This window comes from Yoonia maricola (genome assembly GCF_002797915.1).
In the GTDB taxonomy this organism is placed as follows: domain Bacteria; phylum Pseudomonadota; class Alphaproteobacteria; order Rhodobacterales; family Rhodobacteraceae; genus Yoonia; species Yoonia maricola.
In genome coordinates, this window is the sequence record NZ_PGTY01000003.1 from 343,126 (window position 1) to 361,465 (window position 18,340).

The 18,340-nt window shown below is 54.6% G+C and carries 16 protein-coding genes; 5 read left to right on the top strand and 11 right to left on the bottom strand.

Annotated elements, in window-relative coordinates:
- Positions 1-54: 54 nt before the first annotated feature.
- Complete coding sequence (locus tag BC777_RS16000; protein WP_100369201.1) at positions 55-951, bottom strand: LysR family transcriptional regulator; 897 nt, start codon at positions 949-951, stop codon at positions 55-57.
- Positions 952-1,044: 93 nt separating this feature from the next.
- Between BC777_RS16000 and BC777_RS16005 the strand changes: the two genes are divergently transcribed.
- On the top strand, positions 1,045-1,956 hold the full coding sequence (locus BC777_RS16005; protein WP_100369202.1) for a Rossmann-fold NAD(P)-binding domain-containing protein: 912 nt from the start codon (positions 1,045-1,047) through the stop codon (positions 1,954-1,956).
- Here BC777_RS16005 and BC777_RS16010 read toward each other — a convergent pair.
- The 5 genes from BC777_RS16010 to BC777_RS16030 form a co-directional block, all read right to left on the bottom strand.
- Entirely contained in the window at positions 1,891-2,901 is a 1,011-nt protein-coding gene (locus tag BC777_RS16010) for an endonuclease/exonuclease/phosphatase family protein (RefSeq protein ID WP_375342429.1), read from the bottom strand. The two genes, BC777_RS16005 and BC777_RS16010, sit on opposite strands and share 66 nt — an antisense overlap.
- Positions 2,898-3,698 carry a hypothetical protein gene (locus BC777_RS16015; protein ID WP_100369203.1) on the bottom strand — a complete coding sequence of 267 codons (801 nt, stop codon included), beginning with the start codon at positions 3,696-3,698 and terminating at the stop codon, positions 2,898-2,900. Before BC777_RS16015 ends, BC777_RS16010 begins: the two co-directional genes overlap by 4 nt.
- A 251-nt stretch (positions 3,699-3,949) precedes the next feature.
- Positions 3,950-4,555 (bottom strand): 3-isopropylmalate dehydratase small subunit, encoded by a 606-nt coding sequence (gene leuD, locus BC777_RS16020; RefSeq protein ID WP_100369204.1) that lies wholly within the window; start codon positions 4,553-4,555, stop codon positions 3,950-3,952.
- Positions 4,555-5,961: a 3-isopropylmalate dehydratase large subunit gene (gene leuC / locus BC777_RS16025; protein ID WP_100369205.1), complete on the bottom strand. Its 1,407-nt coding sequence runs from the start codon at positions 5,959-5,961 to the stop codon at positions 4,555-4,557. The genes leuD and leuC overlap by 1 nt, the downstream gene beginning before the upstream one ends.
- 250 nt (positions 5,962-6,211) lie before the next feature.
- Positions 6,212-7,156, bottom strand: a complete 945-nt coding sequence (locus tag BC777_RS16030) for a calcium-binding protein (RefSeq protein WP_100369206.1) — start codon at positions 7,154-7,156, stop codon at positions 6,212-6,214.
- 149 nt (positions 7,157-7,305) lie between these two features.
- On the opposite strand from BC777_RS16030, the gene BC777_RS16035 reads away from it, so the two are divergent.
- The 3 genes from BC777_RS16035 (at position 7,306) to BC777_RS16045 (ending at position 10,423) form a co-directional block, all read left to right on the top strand.
- Positions 7,306-8,667, top strand: a complete 1,362-nt coding sequence (locus tag BC777_RS16035) for a mechanosensitive ion channel family protein (protein WP_100369207.1) — start codon at positions 7,306-7,308, stop codon at positions 8,665-8,667.
- Positions 8,668-8,743: 76 nt separating this feature from the next.
- Complete coding sequence (locus BC777_RS16040) at positions 8,744-9,694, top strand: type IV pili methyl-accepting chemotaxis transducer N-terminal domain-containing protein (protein WP_100369208.1); 951 nt, start codon at positions 8,744-8,746, stop codon at positions 9,692-9,694.
- 87 nt (positions 9,695-9,781) lie between these two features.
- Positions 9,782-10,423, top strand: coding sequence for a LysE family translocator (locus tag BC777_RS16045; protein WP_100369209.1), 642 nt, complete (start codon positions 9,782-9,784; stop codon positions 10,421-10,423).
- A 55-nt stretch (positions 10,424-10,478) separates the two neighbouring features.
- Here BC777_RS16045 and acs read toward each other — a convergent pair whose 3' ends face one another.
- Both acs and BC777_RS16055 read right to left on the bottom strand, forming a co-directional pair.
- The gene (acs, locus tag BC777_RS16050; protein ID WP_281251813.1) at positions 10,479-12,437 is read right to left on the bottom strand and encodes an acetate--CoA ligase; all 1,959 of its coding nucleotides are present in this window, start codon (positions 12,435-12,437) and stop codon (positions 10,479-10,481) included.
- Positions 12,438-12,576: 139 nt separating this feature from the next.
- Entirely contained in the window at positions 12,577-12,801 is a 225-nt protein-coding gene (locus BC777_RS16055; protein WP_100369210.1) for a DUF1127 domain-containing protein, read from the bottom strand.
- Between the two features lie 188 nt (positions 12,802-12,989).
- Between BC777_RS16055 and BC777_RS19255 the strand changes: the two genes are divergently transcribed.
- Complete coding sequence (locus tag BC777_RS19255; RefSeq protein ID WP_133122580.1) at positions 12,990-13,493, top strand: hypothetical protein; 504 nt, start codon at positions 12,990-12,992, stop codon at positions 13,491-13,493.
- Positions 13,494-13,802: 309 nt separating this feature from the next.
- On the opposite strand, the gene BC777_RS16065 is transcribed toward BC777_RS19255, so the two are convergent.
- From BC777_RS16065 to BC777_RS16075, 3 genes are all read right to left on the bottom strand, one after another.
- Positions 13,803-16,094 carry a glycosyl hydrolase family 28-related protein gene (locus BC777_RS16065; protein ID WP_100369211.1) on the bottom strand — a complete coding sequence of 764 codons (2,292 nt, stop codon included), beginning with the start codon at positions 16,092-16,094 and terminating at the stop codon, positions 13,803-13,805.
- Positions 16,095-16,219: 125 nt separating this feature from the next.
- A complete protein-coding gene (locus tag BC777_RS16070; protein WP_100369212.1) occupies positions 16,220-16,621 on the bottom strand; it encodes a DUF4864 domain-containing protein in 402 nt (133 codons plus the stop codon).
- Positions 16,622-16,699: 78 nt separating this feature from the next.
- Entirely contained in the window at positions 16,700-18,268 is a 1,569-nt protein-coding gene (locus tag BC777_RS16075) for a lysine--tRNA ligase (RefSeq protein ID WP_100369213.1), read from the bottom strand.
- Positions 18,269-18,340: the final 72 nt, after the last annotated feature.

The window sequence follows — 18,340 nt, forward strand, 5'->3', positions numbered from 1 at the left end:
TCAGGTCCTTACTAGAGTTGGTTGCAAAGGCCCTAGCGCGAAGGGACGGCAGGTTCAAGATACCAAGGGCCGCAACCCGTCCGCCAACAGCTCCCACACACGGCGGATACGGGGGGTTTGGCGCATCGCCTCATGCGCGGTCAGCCAGATTGGCAGGGTTGGCAAGGGCAGCCCAAGGTCAATTTCTGCGACCAGTGGATCGTTATGACCCACATCAGCCTGCGCAAACCCGATGCCGCATCCCGCACGCACCAGTTCCCAATAGGCAATGTGATCGTCACAGCGGATTTTAAAGAAATCGCGGTCAATGTTCACACCGATCTGGGCAAACCCTTCGATAATATCCGTATTGCTGTCGTAACCCACAAAATCATGGGCCCAGAGATCAGCGATTGACACGGGTGCGCCCCGCTCTGCCAGATAAGAGCGCGCTGCGAAAACGCCCAAGGGAACTTCGCCAAGATGCTCGGTGATCAGATCAAGCTGGGTCGGTCGGTACATGCGTACGGCAATGTCAGCTTCACGATACAGCAGGTTATGGGTGTCATTGCTGGGCACCAGTTCGATGGCGATCTGTGGCTCTAACGCGCGAATCTTCGCGATGATCGAGGGCAGATGCATGGCCGAGGTCGCGACGCTAGCTGTAATGCGCACGGTGCCGTCCAACCGGGCCTGCTGGCCTGCAGCCCTGAGGGCAATCTGACTTATCGCATCGCGCATGGTGGTGGCAGGTTCCACGAGGTCACTGCCGATCTGTGTGAGCGCAAAGCCCCGCGGTTGGCGGTGAAACAACTCTGCCCCTAACTGTGCTTCGATCGCTTTGATCTGACGGCCAAGCGTGGGTTGACTTGTGCCAAGCCGCCGCGCCGCTGCCGACAGGCTGCCGGTTTCCGCCACCGCAAGGAAGGCCTGCACAAGCGACCAGTCCAATGATCCGAGTGTTTTATCCATTCAATACTGAATACATGATCTGCGCATTCAGACAATTTATTTTCCCAAATGAATAGCACATCCTATCCGACATAACCGAATAAGAGATGCGATATGAAACAGACAGTTCTTATCCTTGGCGGCTCTGGCAAGATCGGGAGCCACGCAACAGACGCCTTTTGGGACGCAGGCTGGGAGATCCGCCAGTATGACCGCAAGAGCGGTGACATGGTGAAGGCAGCCCAAGGTGCCGATGTGATCGTCAATGGCCTGAACCCACCCGCTTATCACAACTGGGAACGCAGTATTCCTGCAATCACTTCTCAGGTCATTGCCGCAGCAAAGGCCAGCAGGGCAACCGTGATCATCCCCGGCAATATCTACAACTATGGCGACCAGCCAGGTGTTCTGGACGAAAACACCCCTCAGACCGCGACAACCAGGAAAGGCCGTATACGCATCGCGATGGAGGAAAGCTATCGCGCTGCAGGTGTCCAAACCATTATCCTGCGTGCGGGCAATTTCATTGATCCGGCAGGCAATAAAGACATCATGCGCATGTTGATGATGCGCGAGATCAAAAAGGGAAAAATCACCGCTGCTGGTGATCCCGAAACCCTGCTAGCCTATGCTTACGTTCCCGATTGGGCTCGGGCCGCAGTCAAATTGGCCAACAAACGCGCAGCTCTGTCCCTGTTCGAGGATATCCCATTTCCCGGACACGCCTTTACAACGGCGGAATTACAGCGCTGCATCGCACGCCATACGGGTCAGGACATCAAGATAAACCGCTTCCCTTGGTGGGCTATGACACTGCTCGGTCCATTTTGGGAACTGGCCCGCGAGATGCGCGAAATGCGTTACCTCTATGCCATGCCGCATAAGATCGGGTCGACCAAGTTCGACCAGCTGGTGCCGGGATTTGAACCAACCGATCTGGAAGAGGTGATGTTGGCGGGGTTACCGCGCGATATCAACCCAGACAAGATGGTGCGGACCAGCGGCCAAGCCATCATCGCCCAATAGGGCACGGTCGGGATCGTCCGGCGCGGGCCAAAAGACGCCCGCGTCTTTTACTGTCCAATCAGCCGCAGGCAGAACATAGCTGACACGCAAATTGCCGGGGCCATCGTCTGGCCAATCAGCCGTGTCTTGATCCGGCAGCGGATCCTGCAAGCGTGGATCGCGCAGGAAAGATGCCATCGCATCCGAGAACCCATCACCAGCCTGCGGGTCTAGATTGGCGTTTCCTGCAATCACAAACTGCGATGGCACGGGCCCGAAATCGCCATCAAGCACCGCCTCCCATAAACGCAATTCATCGCGGTTGCGCAGCCCGTTCATATCCTCGGGGCCATCAAAGACGGGTGGCGTGGCCGAGAAGGCCATGACGGAAAGCGGTTTCCCATCAGGTAAGCTGACAGGAACAATCCAATGTCCGGTTGACGACAGGCGCAAAATGTCCAACGCCGCGTTGCTTAGGAACGGGGCGCCTGCCGCCTGCGGTAAAACAGCGCCGGGCAGGTCTTTCCACAAGACGGCTGACAGGTCTGTCGCCTGCCCTGCCTGAATTGGAAAGCGCGACAAGATCGCCAAGCCGCCATCCCCTGCAAAACGCCCATAACCCTGCGCATCGCGCGCGTCGCCCAGCCGCCCGTTACCGTCCAGATCAAGTCCGGTGGCTACACCAGCATTGGGCTGCAAGGCAAAGTGATAGGAATAGCCCGGATCAAACTGCACGGCAAAACCCGCAAGCGCGAGGCCATCATGATCAAAGTCGAAGTCGGTCAATAACAGTACATCTGGGGCAATACGCGCAATGACATCACGGATCGCGGCAATCTGGTCGTCTTCGCCCCGCTGGATATCGCGCAAGAGCAAACCCGGACCATCACGACTAAGCGGCGCTGCATAGGTTGCAATGCGGTATGTCTCTGCCTGTGCCGGGCTGGCCAGACCGAAGCTGATCAGTAGATAGAGCTGTGCGTAGGTCCGGTACGGTCGTAAGCTTTGCGGCGCTGCACCTCGATCATCTGCGCCACCCGGCTGAGAGCGACGCCACGCATCAGAATACTGGCTGGCAAGAAAGCCCATGCAGAAACCGTCCAAATCAACGTTTGCGGATTATCAAGGTTGATGGGCGTCCCCAAGGCCGCCACCAATTTCACCACCGCTGGCACCAAGAAGGGCAGCAAGAAGCCTAATATAACGTTAACGCGCCCATCACGTTGGAGGCGTTTGACAACGTCGCCACCGGCGGTCGGGTCAAATGTGGGCAGGTTGATCCACACGTTGAACGCGCCTGCACGGCGCGGCCAGCGGTAAAGGCGCAGCAGGATAACAAACCATATGACCGAGAAGACCGAGACAAGATAGCTCAGCCCCGCTGCATCACGCAGATGTTGGATCACCACCGGGTCGGTGCCGTCAGGCATCATGATCACCATCAAACGCACCGGCGAATATGGAAAATCAATCGCCTCGCCGATAACACTGCCACTGTTCTGAAAATATTCCGACAAGACGCCGGGTGAATCGACGCCTTTAAAGATCATCGACAAACAGAACACCGTCGCAAATAACGCCGAAAACCGGACGCGGTTAAATGGGGGTGCGTCGCGAAACTCAACCAGACTGGGGCTGCTGGAACTGTATTCCACAATCGTGAAAAGCGCACCAAAGATCGCCACAAGAACGATGATCTGGGCGTTGTCCGTCTCTGCACTAGGCAGCAGCGCGTAAGGCATGATGATCAAGATGATCACCATGACAGCTCTGACCAATGCGGAGGGCAATCGCGCTAGCACTGCATTTCTTCCTCTACTGGGCACCAGCATGTTTGCATATATTGTTCAGCTGGCCCGCAATACGCGGCATTATTATTGAAATAATGCTGAACAAATCCAGCCCTTTGCATCAACCACAGCAGAGGCGAAACAGGCCAGAAGGGCCACATTCGCCTCAAAGTGATGCGCGAATGCAACCCAACCGCAGCGTTATGCCGCATTTGCCTGTTGTACTAAACCCAAGGGCGCGCAGCGCTGGCTTCGGCTTCAAAGGTATCTATCGATGCGGCCTTTTCCATAGTCAGACCGATGTCGTCCAGGCCATTCATCAGGCAGTGTTTCTTGAAAGGGTCCACCTCAAAGCTGAAGGTTTCACCATCCGACGATGTAACGGTCTGCGCTTCCAGATCAATCTCGATCCGCGCGTTCGATCCCTTTTCGGCGTCCTTCATCAGTACATCAACCTGCTCTTGTGGCAGGGCAATCGGCAAGATGCCGTTTTTGAAGCAGTTGTTGTAGAAAATATCGGCATAGCTTGGCGCGATCACACAGGTGATACCGAAATCGGCGATGGCCCACGGCGCGTGTTCGCGTGACGACCCGCAGCCAAAGTTATCGCCAGCGACGATAATCTGCGCTTCACGGTACTGCGGTTTGTTGAGGACGAAATCAGGAATTTCGTTGCCGTCGTCATCATAGCGCATCTCATCAAAGAGATTCACGCCAAGACCAGAACGTTTGATCGTTTTCAGGAACTGCTTGGGGATGATCATATCGGTGTCGATATTGACCAATGGCAGGGGTGCGGCAATGCCGCTGAGTTTTGTGAATTTCTGCATTACATCATCTCCCGCACGTCGGTCAGTTTGCCTGTGATTGCTGCCGCTGCCGCCATCTGTGGTGACATCAGGTGGGTACGTCCGCCCCTTCCCTGCCGTCCTTCGAAATTCCGGTTGGATGTGGCAGCACAGCGTTCACCCGGTGCCAGTTGGTCTGGGTTCATTGCCAGGCACATAGAACAGCCCGCAAGGCGCCATTCAAAGCCAGCCTCTTTGAAGATATCGGCAAGACCTTCTTCTTCAGCCTGCGCGCGCACAAGACCAGAGCCGGGTACGACCATCGCCCGCAACCCGTCCTTCTTCTTTTTACCTTTCAGGATCGCGGCGGCAGCGCGCAAATCCTCGATCCGGCCGTTGGTGCAAGATCCGATAAAGACGGTATCAATCTCAATCTCAGACAGCGGTGTGCCAGGCTTCAGGTCCATATAGTCGAGTGAGCGTTGCGCTGCACCGACCTTGCCGCCTTCAAAATCATCGGCGGCAGGCACAGCCGCCGTGATCGGCAGCACATCCTCGGGCGAGGTCCCCCATGTGACAACAGGCGCAATATCTTCGCCTTTCAGCGTAATCACCTTATCGAAATGCGCACCCTCATCAGTATAGAGCGTACGCCAATAGGCTTCGGCCGCTTCCCAAGCCGCACCTTTCGGCGCATGCGGGCGACCTTTGCAATATTCATAGGTCTTTTCATCTGGCGCAATCAGACCGGCGCGCGCGCCGCCTTCAATGGCCATGTTGCAAACCGTCATGCGGCCTTCCATCGACAAATCGCGGATCGCTTCGCCGCAATACTCGATCACATAGCCTGTGCCGCCTGCGGTGCCTGTGGCGCCAATAACAGACAAGGTGATGTCCTTGGCCGTCACGCCGGGGCGCAGCTTGCCGGTGATCTCGACCTTCATATTCTTGGATTTCTTCTGGATCAGCGTTTGCGTCGCCAGAACATGCTCCACCTCAGATGTCCCAATGCCGTGGGCCAGCGCACCGAATGCGCCGTGTGTCGCGGTGTGGCTATCGCCACACACCACAGTCATGCCTGGCAGAGTCCAGCCCTGCTCTGGCCCGACGATATGCACGATACCCTGACGGACATCAGACACAGGGTAATAGTGGATGCCAAATTCTTTGGCGTTGCTATCAAGGGCGGCCACCTGAATTGCGCTATCCTCGGTCATGTTCTTGGGGTCATCGCGGCCTGCCGTTGTGGGCACGTTGTGGTCAGGCACAGCGATTGTTTTCTCTGGCGCGCGTACCTTGCGACCAGCCATGCGCAGCCCTTCAAAGGCTTGCGGGCTGGTCACTTCGTGGACCAGATGGCGGTCGATATACAGCAGGCAAGTGCCATCTTCAGCTTCATGGGCAACATGCGCATCCCAGATTTTATCATAGAGCGTTTTGGGGGACATTGTCCTCTCCCGTATCAAAATGTCAGTGGTCGTCAGGCGTGCGGAAATGGCGCGGGGTTATCCGCGGGCCAAGATTGTGCCACGCGCGCCAAAGAACCGCCAAGGCAGTCGCGCGCGATCATCCATATCAAAAACCTGTTTCATAGATGTTCAAATACACAGGCAGACCCAATGCTGCAAGGGCTGCCGCATTGGGTTTTGCAACGTGCACCCCGGACGGGCACTATGCCGAATTATCGAGTAGGTTAGCTCACGTCGTCGGATCAGTCGAATTTGGCGCTTCAGGTACCAGACCAGCAAATGTCGCCAGTGCACCATCTACTGTCAATTCGGCATTAACGGTAACATCAACTGTCACCGACGCCACAACAGTCTCGATCGGCACACTCCGACCCAAGACAAAGGCGCGCGAGGTCTCAAACTCAGCTGGCTCATCAGCCTCGTTTTCGAAAGCCACTTCGATATTATATCCGTCGATGCCGTTAATCGTGCCTTCAGTGACTGTGACAATCAGGTCGTCATTTACGACTGTCGCATCATTTGTATCAATGGTCATGACAATTTCATCACCGGTGCCGAGTTCCTCGATAATCGCAACCGTCTGTTGGTCGTCATCATCATTGGCAAGCGCGTAGTAGGTGTTCGTACCTGCAACACCGTCCAAGATGCCACGCCCTGTCACCATGATCAGATCGTCATCGCCATCCCCGCCAAAGGCCTGACCGCCATTACCCCACAAGAACAGATCATCATCATCGTCCTCGCCACGGATCGTATCGGTACCAGTATTTCCCAAAACGACATCATTGCCCCCGCCAGCGCGCACAATGTCATTGCCTTCACCGGCGTCAATAAAGTCCGCACCGCCGCCGCCTTCGATTGTATCATCACCACCAAGGCCAAAGATTTCATCATCATCCGCACCACCAAAAATCACATCACGGTCAGCACCACCTGTGATCGTATCTTCGCCAAAGCCGCCAAAAATCTGATCAAGGCCACCATTGCCATTGATGGTGTCATCCCCCTGAAACCCGCGGATCACATCGTCGCCTTCGGTGCCGTCCAAGGTATCATCTTCAAGGGTGCCGCGAATTTCGTCCTCATCTTCATCGTCATCGCCATCGCCATCGGCAATCAGCGGGATCACGGCCAAGCCAGCGGCAAGGAGAAGCATGGTCAGCATAATATCCATCAAGAGGTCCTGTCGTCAGAATAGGTTAACCGACGGTAGCCTGCCGCACAGCACCCGGCAAGACAGGATAACGCGTGAAAAACGCGCCGCTTGCTTGCTTTGCATGCCCATGCCACCCTGATTTTAGGCAAAACAGCGGTTGCACAAACATGGCTCTACACGAATTATCACCAACTGTTCCGGTCAGCGACGGCCAGGCCGAAGCCCCCTTGGAAGAATTGATGATGATTGGCCGCGACCTGCTGTTACAAGGACAGGTCTTTGTCGATTCCATGTTTCGGACATGGAACCTGTATCAGATATTTATCGCAGTGGCCCTTTTCGCGGTCGCACATATATTGCGTGCAACATTGGGCCCCCGCATTCGTACCTGGATGGGATCGCGTGAAAACTGGCCGAAATGGCGGATGCGTATTCTGGTCGTCGTGCATCAACGATTGCGCCCGATCTTTTTTGTCGCGCTGATCTGGGCCGTGGTCTTTTATATGCGAGAGGCGACATGGCCCAGTCGCAGCTATCTGCTTGGCGTGATTGGCACCTTGGCACTTGCATGGTTATTGATCGTCTTTGCGACGCGGCTGATCAAAAGCCCGACATTGCGCAAATTTGTCCGTTACGGCGCATGGACATGGGCGACATTGCAAATTCTTGGACTGTTGGAGGTGGCAGAGCGCCTGTTGGACAGCATCGGCTTTAGTATTGGCGAGATCAGGTTCTCGCTTTTATTGCTGATACAGGGGCTGGTCATTCTAGGCGTGTTGATCACACTTGCGCGGTTCTTGACCAAAACAACCTCAAACCGCATCAGGTCCAACGAAGATATCAGCCCTTCAATGCAGGTTTTGATCGTCAAAGGTGTGCAGATTGCCTTTTATGGCGCGGCGTTCTTTCTGGGGGTGCGCGCGTTAGGGATTGATCTGACCGGGCTTGCAGTACTGTCGGGGGCCATTGGTGTTGGCCTTGGTTTTGGTTTGCAAAAGGTTGTGTCAAACCTTGTGTCCGGTGTGATCATTCTGCTCGATAAATCGATCAAACCGGGCGATGTGATCAGCCTTGGCGAGACCTTTGGTTGGATCAATTCACTCGGCGCGCGCTATGTGTCCGTGGTCACCCGCGATGGCCGCGAATATCTGATCCCAAACGAAGACCTGATCACAGGACAAGTGGTGAACTGGTCGCACTCAAATGATTTCGTCCGCCTTGATATCGAATTTGGGACGGCATATCACGATAACCCCCATGAGGTGCGGCGCATCGCGATTGAAGCCGCCCAAAGCGTGGACCGCGTGTTGAGCAACAGACCAACCGTTTGTCACATCGTGGGGTTTGGCGACAGCTCTGTCGATTACTTGCTGCGGTTCTGGATCAGTGACCCAACAGGCGGGCTGACCAATATTCGTGGTCACGTCTATCTGGCACTCTGGGATGCGTTCAAAGCACAGGGTATCAGCATTCCATTCCCGCAACGTGAGGTGAAACTGTTAGACGAGGGCGACAAATTTGATCATTGACGCGCCTTAGTTTTGCCCAATTTGCAAGAAATCGTGACACTGTAAGATGTAACCTATTGTGTACAGTGGATTAACGATGATGTCTCTTGATACGAAATACAGCCGGCTGCCATATGTCTCTGCGCTGGCGCTCGCGTTCACCAACTTTGCTATACCTGTTAACGCAGATAACCTCGCACAAACCTCAGAAGAAGCCGAGGTTGGATATGATATTATATCCGACGGCGCAGAGCGGATCCGCCACGCTGGCCAGCTACGCACGTTAACGCAACAGGTTGCCGCCGCATCATGTTCTTTGACCTCTGACATAGACGTCGAAGAAGCGCACGACATTCTTGCCCATGCCACGGCCGAATTCGACACTATCATCGTGGCACTTCGGGTTGGCGACGAAACGCTTGGCATTATGGGACCCGAGACAAACCGCCGGACCCTTCACGATTTGGATGAGGTAGAGCAAGAATGGATGTCGATCCATACAGCCATTGAAAACGTATTGGCCGACGGCCACGATGTGGATAGCGCACATATCATTGACGATCACAACCTGCGTCTTCTTGATCTGACCACGCAATTGGCGTCAGATATTACCGGGCAATATGCCCACCCTTATGAGATTTCCGCCGCAGACGCGCTTTTGATTGAATTCGCCGGACGCCAGCGCATGCTGACACAGAAGATGGCAAAAGACGCTTGCGAAATCTGGACAGGCTATCACGCCGACGAAGCCGTCGTGGACCTGAAAGAGACGATAGAAATCTTCGAAAACTCTCTCTTTGCGCTACGCGACGGGATGCCTGCCGTGGGCATCAGACCAGCCCCGAATGATGTAATCCTTGCTGATCTGGAGTCCCTTATTTCTCGCTGGGACGTAATTTCCGAGAACACACAGACTCTGGTTGATGGTGGCACTCTGAACGAGGCACAAAAAACCGAGGTTTTTCATGATCTTGAGGTTGAGTTGGCTGAACTGGATCATCTGTTAGATGACTACAAAGCTTATGCCGAACGCGACCACGATTCCTGAAAATCGCCACCGTGTTATCAAGGCGATTGCTATATTTGCTGAAAAGGAACATTATAAGAACATAATGTTCCTTTGAAAGGCTACGCCATGCAAGATGTCTCGCTTTACCTTCCGGGTATTCTCCTTGCTTATTCCGCATTTCTTTTAGGGATCGCGAGTCCAGGGCCAAATGTTCTGGCTGTTATGGGCACATCCATGAGCGTTGGGCGCGCCTCTGGTATCGCATTAGCAATGGGGGTTGCGATAGGCTCTTTCACTTGGGCCATGCTCACAGCTTTCGGCCTGTCTGCACTTTTGGCGACTTACGCGTCAGCCTTGCTTATCATCAAGCTATTCGGCGGGGCCTACCTGCTTTGGCTAGCCTATAAGGCATTCAAATCTGCCGCATCCCGTCATGACATCGAAGCCAAAGAGTTGCAGGGCGGGCGGCGCACAGCATTTGGCTACCTGCGCCGCGGCTATATTATCCAGATGACCAATCCCAAGGCCGCTCTATCATGGATTGCTATCATCTCGCTTGGATTACAGGACGACGCGCCCTTGTGGGTTGCGGCTGTGATTGTCATCGGGACATTCATTCTATCGATCATCTGTCACCTGCTTTATGCGCTGGCGTTCTCGACGCCGTTCATGGTGCGGCTTTACGGCAAAGCGCGCAGGGTCATCCAAGGTGTCCTTGGCACATTCTTTGCAATCGCCGGGTTGAAGTTGCTGACCAGTCGCAGCTAACAACAAAGGCCGTGCAGATATCTGCACGGCCTTTTTCCACTTATCCCAACGGATATCAGGCTTTGTTCATCCGGTTCTCGATCAGATCGTCCACCACGGATGGATCAGCCAGTGTTGACGTATCGCCTAGCGCGCCAAAATCATCCTCGGCAATCTTGCGCAGGATACGGCGCATGATCTTACCTGAACGTGTCTTCGGCAGACCGGGCGCCCATTGCAGAAGGTCTGGCTTGGCAATTGGCCCGATTTCAGACCGTACCCAAACTTCGAGTTCCTTACGCAGCTCATCCGATGGTTCTTCGCCGTTCATCAGCGTCACATAGGCATAGATACCCTGCCCTTTGATGTCGTGGGGATAGCCGACAACCGCGGCCTCTGCGACTTTGGCGTGCGCCACGAGCGCGCTTTCGACCTCTGCCGTCCCCATCCGGTGACCTGAAACGTTGATTACATCATCAACGCGACCGGTGATCCAGTAATACCCGTCTTCATCGCGCTTACAGCCGTCACCAGTGAAGTAGTAATTTTTGTAGTCGCTGAAATACGTCTTCTCAAATCGTTCGTGATCACCCCAAACGGTACGCATCTGGGCCGGCCAGCTATCTTTGATGCACAGCACACCTTCGGCAGCGGTGTCATGAATTTCTTCACCGGATGTTGGCTCTAAAATCACTGGCTGAATACCAAAGAACGGCAACGTAGCAGACCCCGGCTTGGTCGCGGTTGCGCCCGGCAGCGGGGTCAGCAAGTGCCCCCCGGTTTCGGTCTGCCACCATGTATCGACAATGGGGCAATTTCCCTTGCCAACGATATCATTGTACCAGTTCCAGGCTTCAGGGTTGATCGGTTCACCTACCGTGCCCAGCACTTTGATGTCGGACAGATCGTATTTGGTAACATAATCATTGCCCTGCGCCATCAGTGCGCGAATGGCCGTCGGGGCGGTGTAGAACTGGTTGACCTTGTGCTTTTCGCACACCGCCCAGAAACGACCCGCATCGGGGTAAGTCGGGACACCCTCAAACATGATCGTCGTGGCCCCATTCGCCAGCGGTCCATAGACGATATAGCTGTGGCCAGTCACCCAGCCCACATCTGCGGTACACCAAAAGATATCGCCGTCGTGATAATCGAAAGTGTATTGCTGCGTCATCGCGGCATAAACCAGATAACCACCGGTAGAATGGACAACACCCTTTGGCTGACCGGTAGAGCCTGAGGTATACAGAATGAACAGCGGATCTTCGGCACTCATTTCCTCCGCAGGGCAGTCAGCGCTGACTTTTTCTTCCATCTCATGCAGCCAGTAATCCAGCCCATCGCGCCATGCGATCTGCTGGCCGGTGCGCTTGACCAGAAGGCATTTCACCTCGTCAAAGTCGTTCAACAGTGCTTGGTTCACGCTGTCCTTTAGGTTAGTCACACGACCACCACGTTGTGCGCCATCTGCGGTGATCACAACTTTAGCGTCGCAGGCATTGACGCGCGCGCCCAGCGCCTCGGCAGAGAAACCTGCAAACACAATCGAATGGATCGCCCCGATCCGGGCGCAGGCCAGCATCGCATAGGCGGCTTCGGGGATCATGGGCAGATAAAGAACCACACGATCGCCTTTGCCAACGCCCATTTCTTTCAGCACATTGGCCATAAGGGACGTTTTCTCGTGCAGCATATTATAGGTAATATGCAGTGCTTCATCATCTGGACTGTCGGGTTCCCAAATGATTGCGGTCTGATCGCCGCGTGTTGCGAGGTGACGGTCAATACAGTTGGCACTGACGTTTAGCGTGCCATCGTCGAACCACTTAATATCAACATTACCCGGCGCAAAGCTGGTATTCTTGACGCGTGTATAGGGCTTGATCCAGTCCAGCCGCTTCCCATGTTCACCCCAGAATGTTTCTGGATCGTTGATGGATGCAGCGTACATTTTTTCATATGTTGCTTTGTCAGCATGCGCATTTGCGGCCATATCCGCCGACGGCGCATAGGTTCCGGCTGGTTGATCTGTCACGGCAATTCCCCCCTGATGGTATACTTTCAGAGGCCATCATGGCGAAAACTTTGCCGAATCCAAGAGATCACTGCGCCCGCTTGTAAATTTTGTAAAGCCCAGAACAGTGATCGTCTTGGAAACAGTCAATAATTTACTTCTAGCCGTCGTGACGAAAGGTCATCGTGATCAGATCGGCGCGGGTCAGACCTTTGGCGCGCAATGTTTCTTCAGGAATTGCTGCGATTTCGCGCAATGCCTGCGCGCGGGCAGTGTTTGTGGCAAAGTTCTTGAGCAAGCCAGCGGTCATGCGAAAAGGCATGGCCAGCAACTCAGCCAGCATTTCGCGGTTAGAAATCAAAGTGTTGTCAGGGCGGAGCGACATATTGAACCTCGTAGGTGTAAAACTGTCCTCCCACTTACAAAGCTAATGCGGGTCCACGCTCGCAACAACGCATCAAAATGCAATCCCACCATGCATGTGGTGCATGGTGGGATTCAGTCAGAGCGTAATCTTGTGGTTAAGAAAACGACGCTTGCGCTGTTTTGCCGTCCCAAGGGGTATCCGCAACAGTGACCGTTTTCGCGCGCTTGGGCGCCTTGGTCGCTGTCACTTCAGCTTTTGACGCGGGCACCGTTGGTTTGGGCTTAGCTGTTGCCTTTTTGGCGGTCGTTTTCTTTGGTGCGGCTTTGCTGGCTTTCGCGGTCGGCGGTGCCTTTTTTGGCGCAGCGGTTTTAGTCTGTGCCTTGGCAGGTGCCTTTTTTACTGCGGGTTCAGCTGGCGCTTTCTGTATCGCTATTTTCGGCTTTGGCTCCGCTTTCGGCTCAGGTGGAACAGCAGCTGCTGCCACCTTTGCTGCCGTGGCTTTTGCGGTTGCAACAGGTTTTGTCTTAGGCGCGGCAGGCTTTGACGTTGCCACTTTCTTCTCAACCACGGATTTCGTTGTCACAGCAACGGGCGCTTTGGCTTTGGCGGCCGTTGGTTTTTTCGCGGCAGTCGGTTTTTTCTTTGCAACGAAGGCTTTCTTGACAGCGGCCTTTTTGGCGGCAGGCGCTTTGCTTTTTGACGGCGCATAGTAGGGTGCGATCAATGCGCGCTGTGCTGCGGAGGTTTGATCGATCAACGCATCTGCGAAACGCATTTGTTGACCAATAACGGCGCTAGCAACCTGCATGCCTTGCGCGGTGAGTGAGAGTGTGAATGCGGGCGTCATGCCATTCCCCTTTTAATCAACCAAATTCCTATACAATCATAGCGCAATTCTTTCGGCGGCGCAGCATTTTTCTGCATTGCAGCATAACCCCTTGGACTCGCTGCAAAAGGGCAGCACAGAAAGCAAAAGGGCACCGCGCTGGGTGCCCTTGGGGTCGTCAAACCATAGACGATTACGTTGTCGTCTGGTCCATCCTGACAACATAGCGCACCTGACCTTTAACCGGCGCACTCCAGTTTAGATGTACATCGCGCAAGTTGCTGCCCTGCTCGCCCTCCGCCCACGGCAGGTCGTGCACTGCTGTGTTGCCCACATTCGTGATGGCCCCGTCAGGCATTACGCTTTCAACGGTCAAGGCGCGCCCATCAAACGGCAAGGTCGTCCCGGTTGGCATGACCCATGTCGTTGCCTCTGTCGCTTGGTTATGAGTCAAATTGACCGGGTTAGAAACAGGCTCATTCACATTGTGGAACGTATTACCGGTGAATTCAAAACTCCGCGTGCGGTTGTAATCGAGATCAGCAAAACTTGTATCCACATTCTCAACCCGGTCGATCCGACCATTAAGTGACCGAAACACGTTCCCGATCACCGAAAACCCGTTGATAAAATGGTTGGGGCCGTAAGGTTTGATCACGATGAAATTGAACGCATCCGTCACATCATTGACCGTGAACATATTGCCTGTGATCGTCAGCCCACCAAAGGAAAACTGAGTGCCTAGGGCGGGGGTGGCATCATGCTCGTTCGTCCACTCGATGAAATTGTTGTCGACATAATTGCCGGTAAAGATGCTCTTTGGGTTTGGCAGGGTTATGACGATACCTCCCAGACGCAAGCCATTTGTCTGATCGTCGCCATGAAACCAATGGTTGCCGGTGATCAGATTGCCCGAACCCGCAAGCACGCAGAAATGCCTGAACCGGCTGACCCGATTATCCCTGATTTTCACATCGTTCGCATTGGCATTGAACCCGATGCTGACGCGATTCTGCGCTGGCACGCTTTGCTCATCTGAAATCAATTGGCACCGGTCCAGCATCATCCCCTGACAGCCCAAGCCGGGCGAGGTAATACCACGATCCTTGGGACTGTTCACAAAGCAATCGCGCACGTGAAAGGTAAAACCATCGGGTGCCATCATGATCCCGCTGGCGATCCCACGGCCCTGAAACTCGATATCGTCAAGAATGAACTGGCTCAGCTTCTCATAGCCGGAAAAATCCAGCATGTATTGAAAGCGTGAGAAGGTGAAAACCTGCGTGCCTTCGGCATCAAAAAGGGGACGGCTGAGTTCCAGCGTCTGTGCCGCTTCGTTCACTGAGGTGACATAAATCTCGCGCCCCACACCATTGCCCTGCACTAGCGATCCGACAGCGATGGATGCAATATTGGCAACATTCGTCAGGCTGTTGTCATCACTGGCGGAATAAGTGGCAGAGGATGTCACCTCGACCGTGTCCCAAGCGGCACCATCAGCGGGTTGAAACTGACCGTTGCGAATAACACGGCGGGTTTCAAACCGGGTGCGGCTGGGGTCAGCGGCTTGCATATCAACCGGTTCGGTTAGCAACACACGGCGGCCGCACAGATCCAGACTGTCATGATCAGCGAAATTGATAAGCGCCTGATAGGCCTTTTTGAAAGCCAGTTCTTCGTCCTGAAAGGCCGACAGATAACTGTCGTAGTCATAGTCTTGTTGCAAGATGAACCGAAATTCAGGCTCTTGCACAATACGCCCGACAAAGCGCACCGGGTTATCCATTGTGACGTTGCCTTCCAGCAGATAATCCCCTTCGGGCACTATCACTGTCCGACCGTCAGCCGCTGCATCTGCGGCATTGAATGCGGCGCTGTCATCGGTCACGCCATCGCCCTTTGCACCGTAATCGCGCACATCGACCAACCCCGACAGATCAACAGTAAAGGCGGATGACACATCCGTAATCGTGATATCATCAAGACGCACAACGCCGCCCGTTGGCCCGGTTAGATCAATACCAAAGTGACCATAGGCCGCATCCGTCCAGACCAGATCGACACCGCTGCGATCAGCGGTTGCCACAATCGCCGTGACCTCAACGACCTCACCATAGGTCGTCAACTGCACCGATGGCCCCGCCTCGATCACACCGGTCAGTTGGACACCACCCCCCGCACCTGCGTAACCGGCAATGCTGACGGCAGGCAGTGCCCCTGCAACAGCCTTGACCCGCGCAGTAATCTGCAGATAACACCCCGGCAAAATCGGTGTCTCACCTTTATAGCGCACCTGCTGGGTCGCATCAGTTTTGAGCAGTTCCAGACACCCCGCAAAATCCTGATCAGCGGCAACGAAGACACCCGACCCGCTGCCTGCATATGTGTCCGATCCCGGTGTGCCATCCTCGCTGGACCACAGCGAAAGCCCCGCAGAAAACGGGAGTGGGTCGAAAACGAGACCATCGGTAATAGCTTTGTTCATGAAAAGAGCCCCTGAAGCTTGAGAACGCAAAAGGCCCAGCGCGCAGCCGGGCCACCTGCCTTCAGGGGTACCTGTATGATCTAAAGAGCGGCTGACGGCACCGTCACGGTCAGCGTCGCAACACCCTAGGCCCCAACATCAGGGGCGGGCAGCAGCTGTACTCCGTTGATCTGCCAGCCCTCGGCGGTTTCAACCATCTGATAATCAAGGATATGCAGCCCACCCTGTGCGTCACGCACCATCACCTTTTGCCAAAGGTTCCCTGCCACATCGCGCAACTCCAAGAACCGTACATCGGCATTGTCCCAGACCATCGGATAACCTTGCTGGACCATCATGCCAAAGTTATCGGGGGTGCCAAACAAGCGCTTGATATTTGGGCTGGCATATTGCCAAGCCTCTGAAACATCACGGTCATTGAAGGCGTCCAATTGATTGCCGATGACACTTTCAATTGCATCCGCATCCTGCGCAAACGACGCAGTCGCAGCCAGCCAAAAGCCAAATATAAATGCCAAAACGCGCATGATTGATGCCTCCCTGTCATATCCGTTCTTAGTGGATACGCAGGGAAACACCGAATAGTTTGATTTCTTTTGAAGTGCCTAGCTCGCCAACTGCTGTTCGATCAGCGCAATCGTCTCATCCACACCGTAAAGTGCGATGAACCCGCCAAAGCGCGGCCCCTGTGATGCGCCCAAGAGCACCTCATAAAGGGCCGTGAACCAAGCGCGCAGCGGGTCAAACCCATGCTCTTTGCCGACAGCAAAGACCATCGTTTGCAGTTCTTCCGCATCCAAACCGCCATCCCACGCCTTAAGCCGCTCGGCCAGATCGGTCAGCGCAGCGCGTTCTTGATCCGTCGGCGCGCGATATACTTTCGTAGGCTTCACAAAGTCATTGTAGTACCGCACGGCAAAGCCTGCGGCCTGATCCATCTGCGGGTTTTTTGCGGCAGATGCATCCGGCGCATAACGCTGGATAAAGCCCCAAAGCGTGTCCTTGTCCTCAGCCCCGGAGACAGAGGCGAGGTTCAGAAGCATCGCAAAAGGCACAACCATATCAGAAGCCGGCACATTATGTCCGTGGATGTGGAACACCGGGTTGTTGGCCCGCCCAGCATCATCTTGATCCGCATAGGCGCGCAATTGCTGGTGATACTCATCGACCGCCTTCGGGATCACATCGAAATGCATGCGCTTGGCCGTTTTAGGCTTGAGATACATGAAATAGCTTAGTGATTCAGTCGAAGCGTATGTCAGCCATTCATCAATCGAAATCCCATTGCCGGAGGACTTCGAAATCTTCTGACCGTTCTCATCCAGGAACAGCTCGTAGGAAAAATGGTTTGGCTTCTTGCCACCCAAAATCTCGCAAATCCGGTCGTAGATCGCGGTATTTGTCGCATGTTCCTTGCCGTACATCTCGAAATCAACGTCAAGTGCGGCCCAGCGCGCGCCAAAATCCGGCTTCCATTGCAATTTTACGTTGCCGCCAGTCACAGGCAATGTCCATTCGCGACCGTCGGGGTCATCAAAGGTGATCTCGCCCTTTTCACCGTCCACATGCTTCATCGGCACATAGAGGACGCGGCCCGTCTCTGGATGGATTGGCAGAAAGATGGAGTATGTCCCCTGCCGTTCTTCCCGCAGGGATTTCAGCATCACAGCCATGATGTCGTCATAGCGTGTAGCGGCGCGTAGCAGGATTTCATCAAACTGACCCGTCTGATAAAATTCACGGGCCGAATAGAACTCATACTCGAACCCAAAGGTATCGAGGAACCGCCGTAGCATCGCATTGTTGTGATGGCCAAAGCTTTCATGCGTGCCAAACGGATCAGGCACGGTCGTCAGCGGCTTGTGCATATGTTCAGCCAGCATCTCTTGCTGGGGCACATTACCCGGCACCTTGCGCATCCCATCCAGATCGTCGGAAAAGCAGATCAGCTTGGTGGGGATGTCGGAAATCACCTCAAAAGCGCGGCGGATCATCGTCGTGCGCAAAACCTCACCAAAGGTGCCGATATGCGGTAGGCCGGACGGGCCATAACCCGTTTCAAACAAGACATAGCCCTTCTCAGGCGCCTTGTTTTCATACCGTTTGAGCAATGCGCGCGCCTCTACAAAGGGCCAGGCCTTCGACGTCATCGCTGCTTCACGCATAGTGCTCATTGGGTCATCTCACATTATCAGGGGCCATCATTGTGATCGCCGCAACGCGCACTCCCTATTGCGAGACAGGCA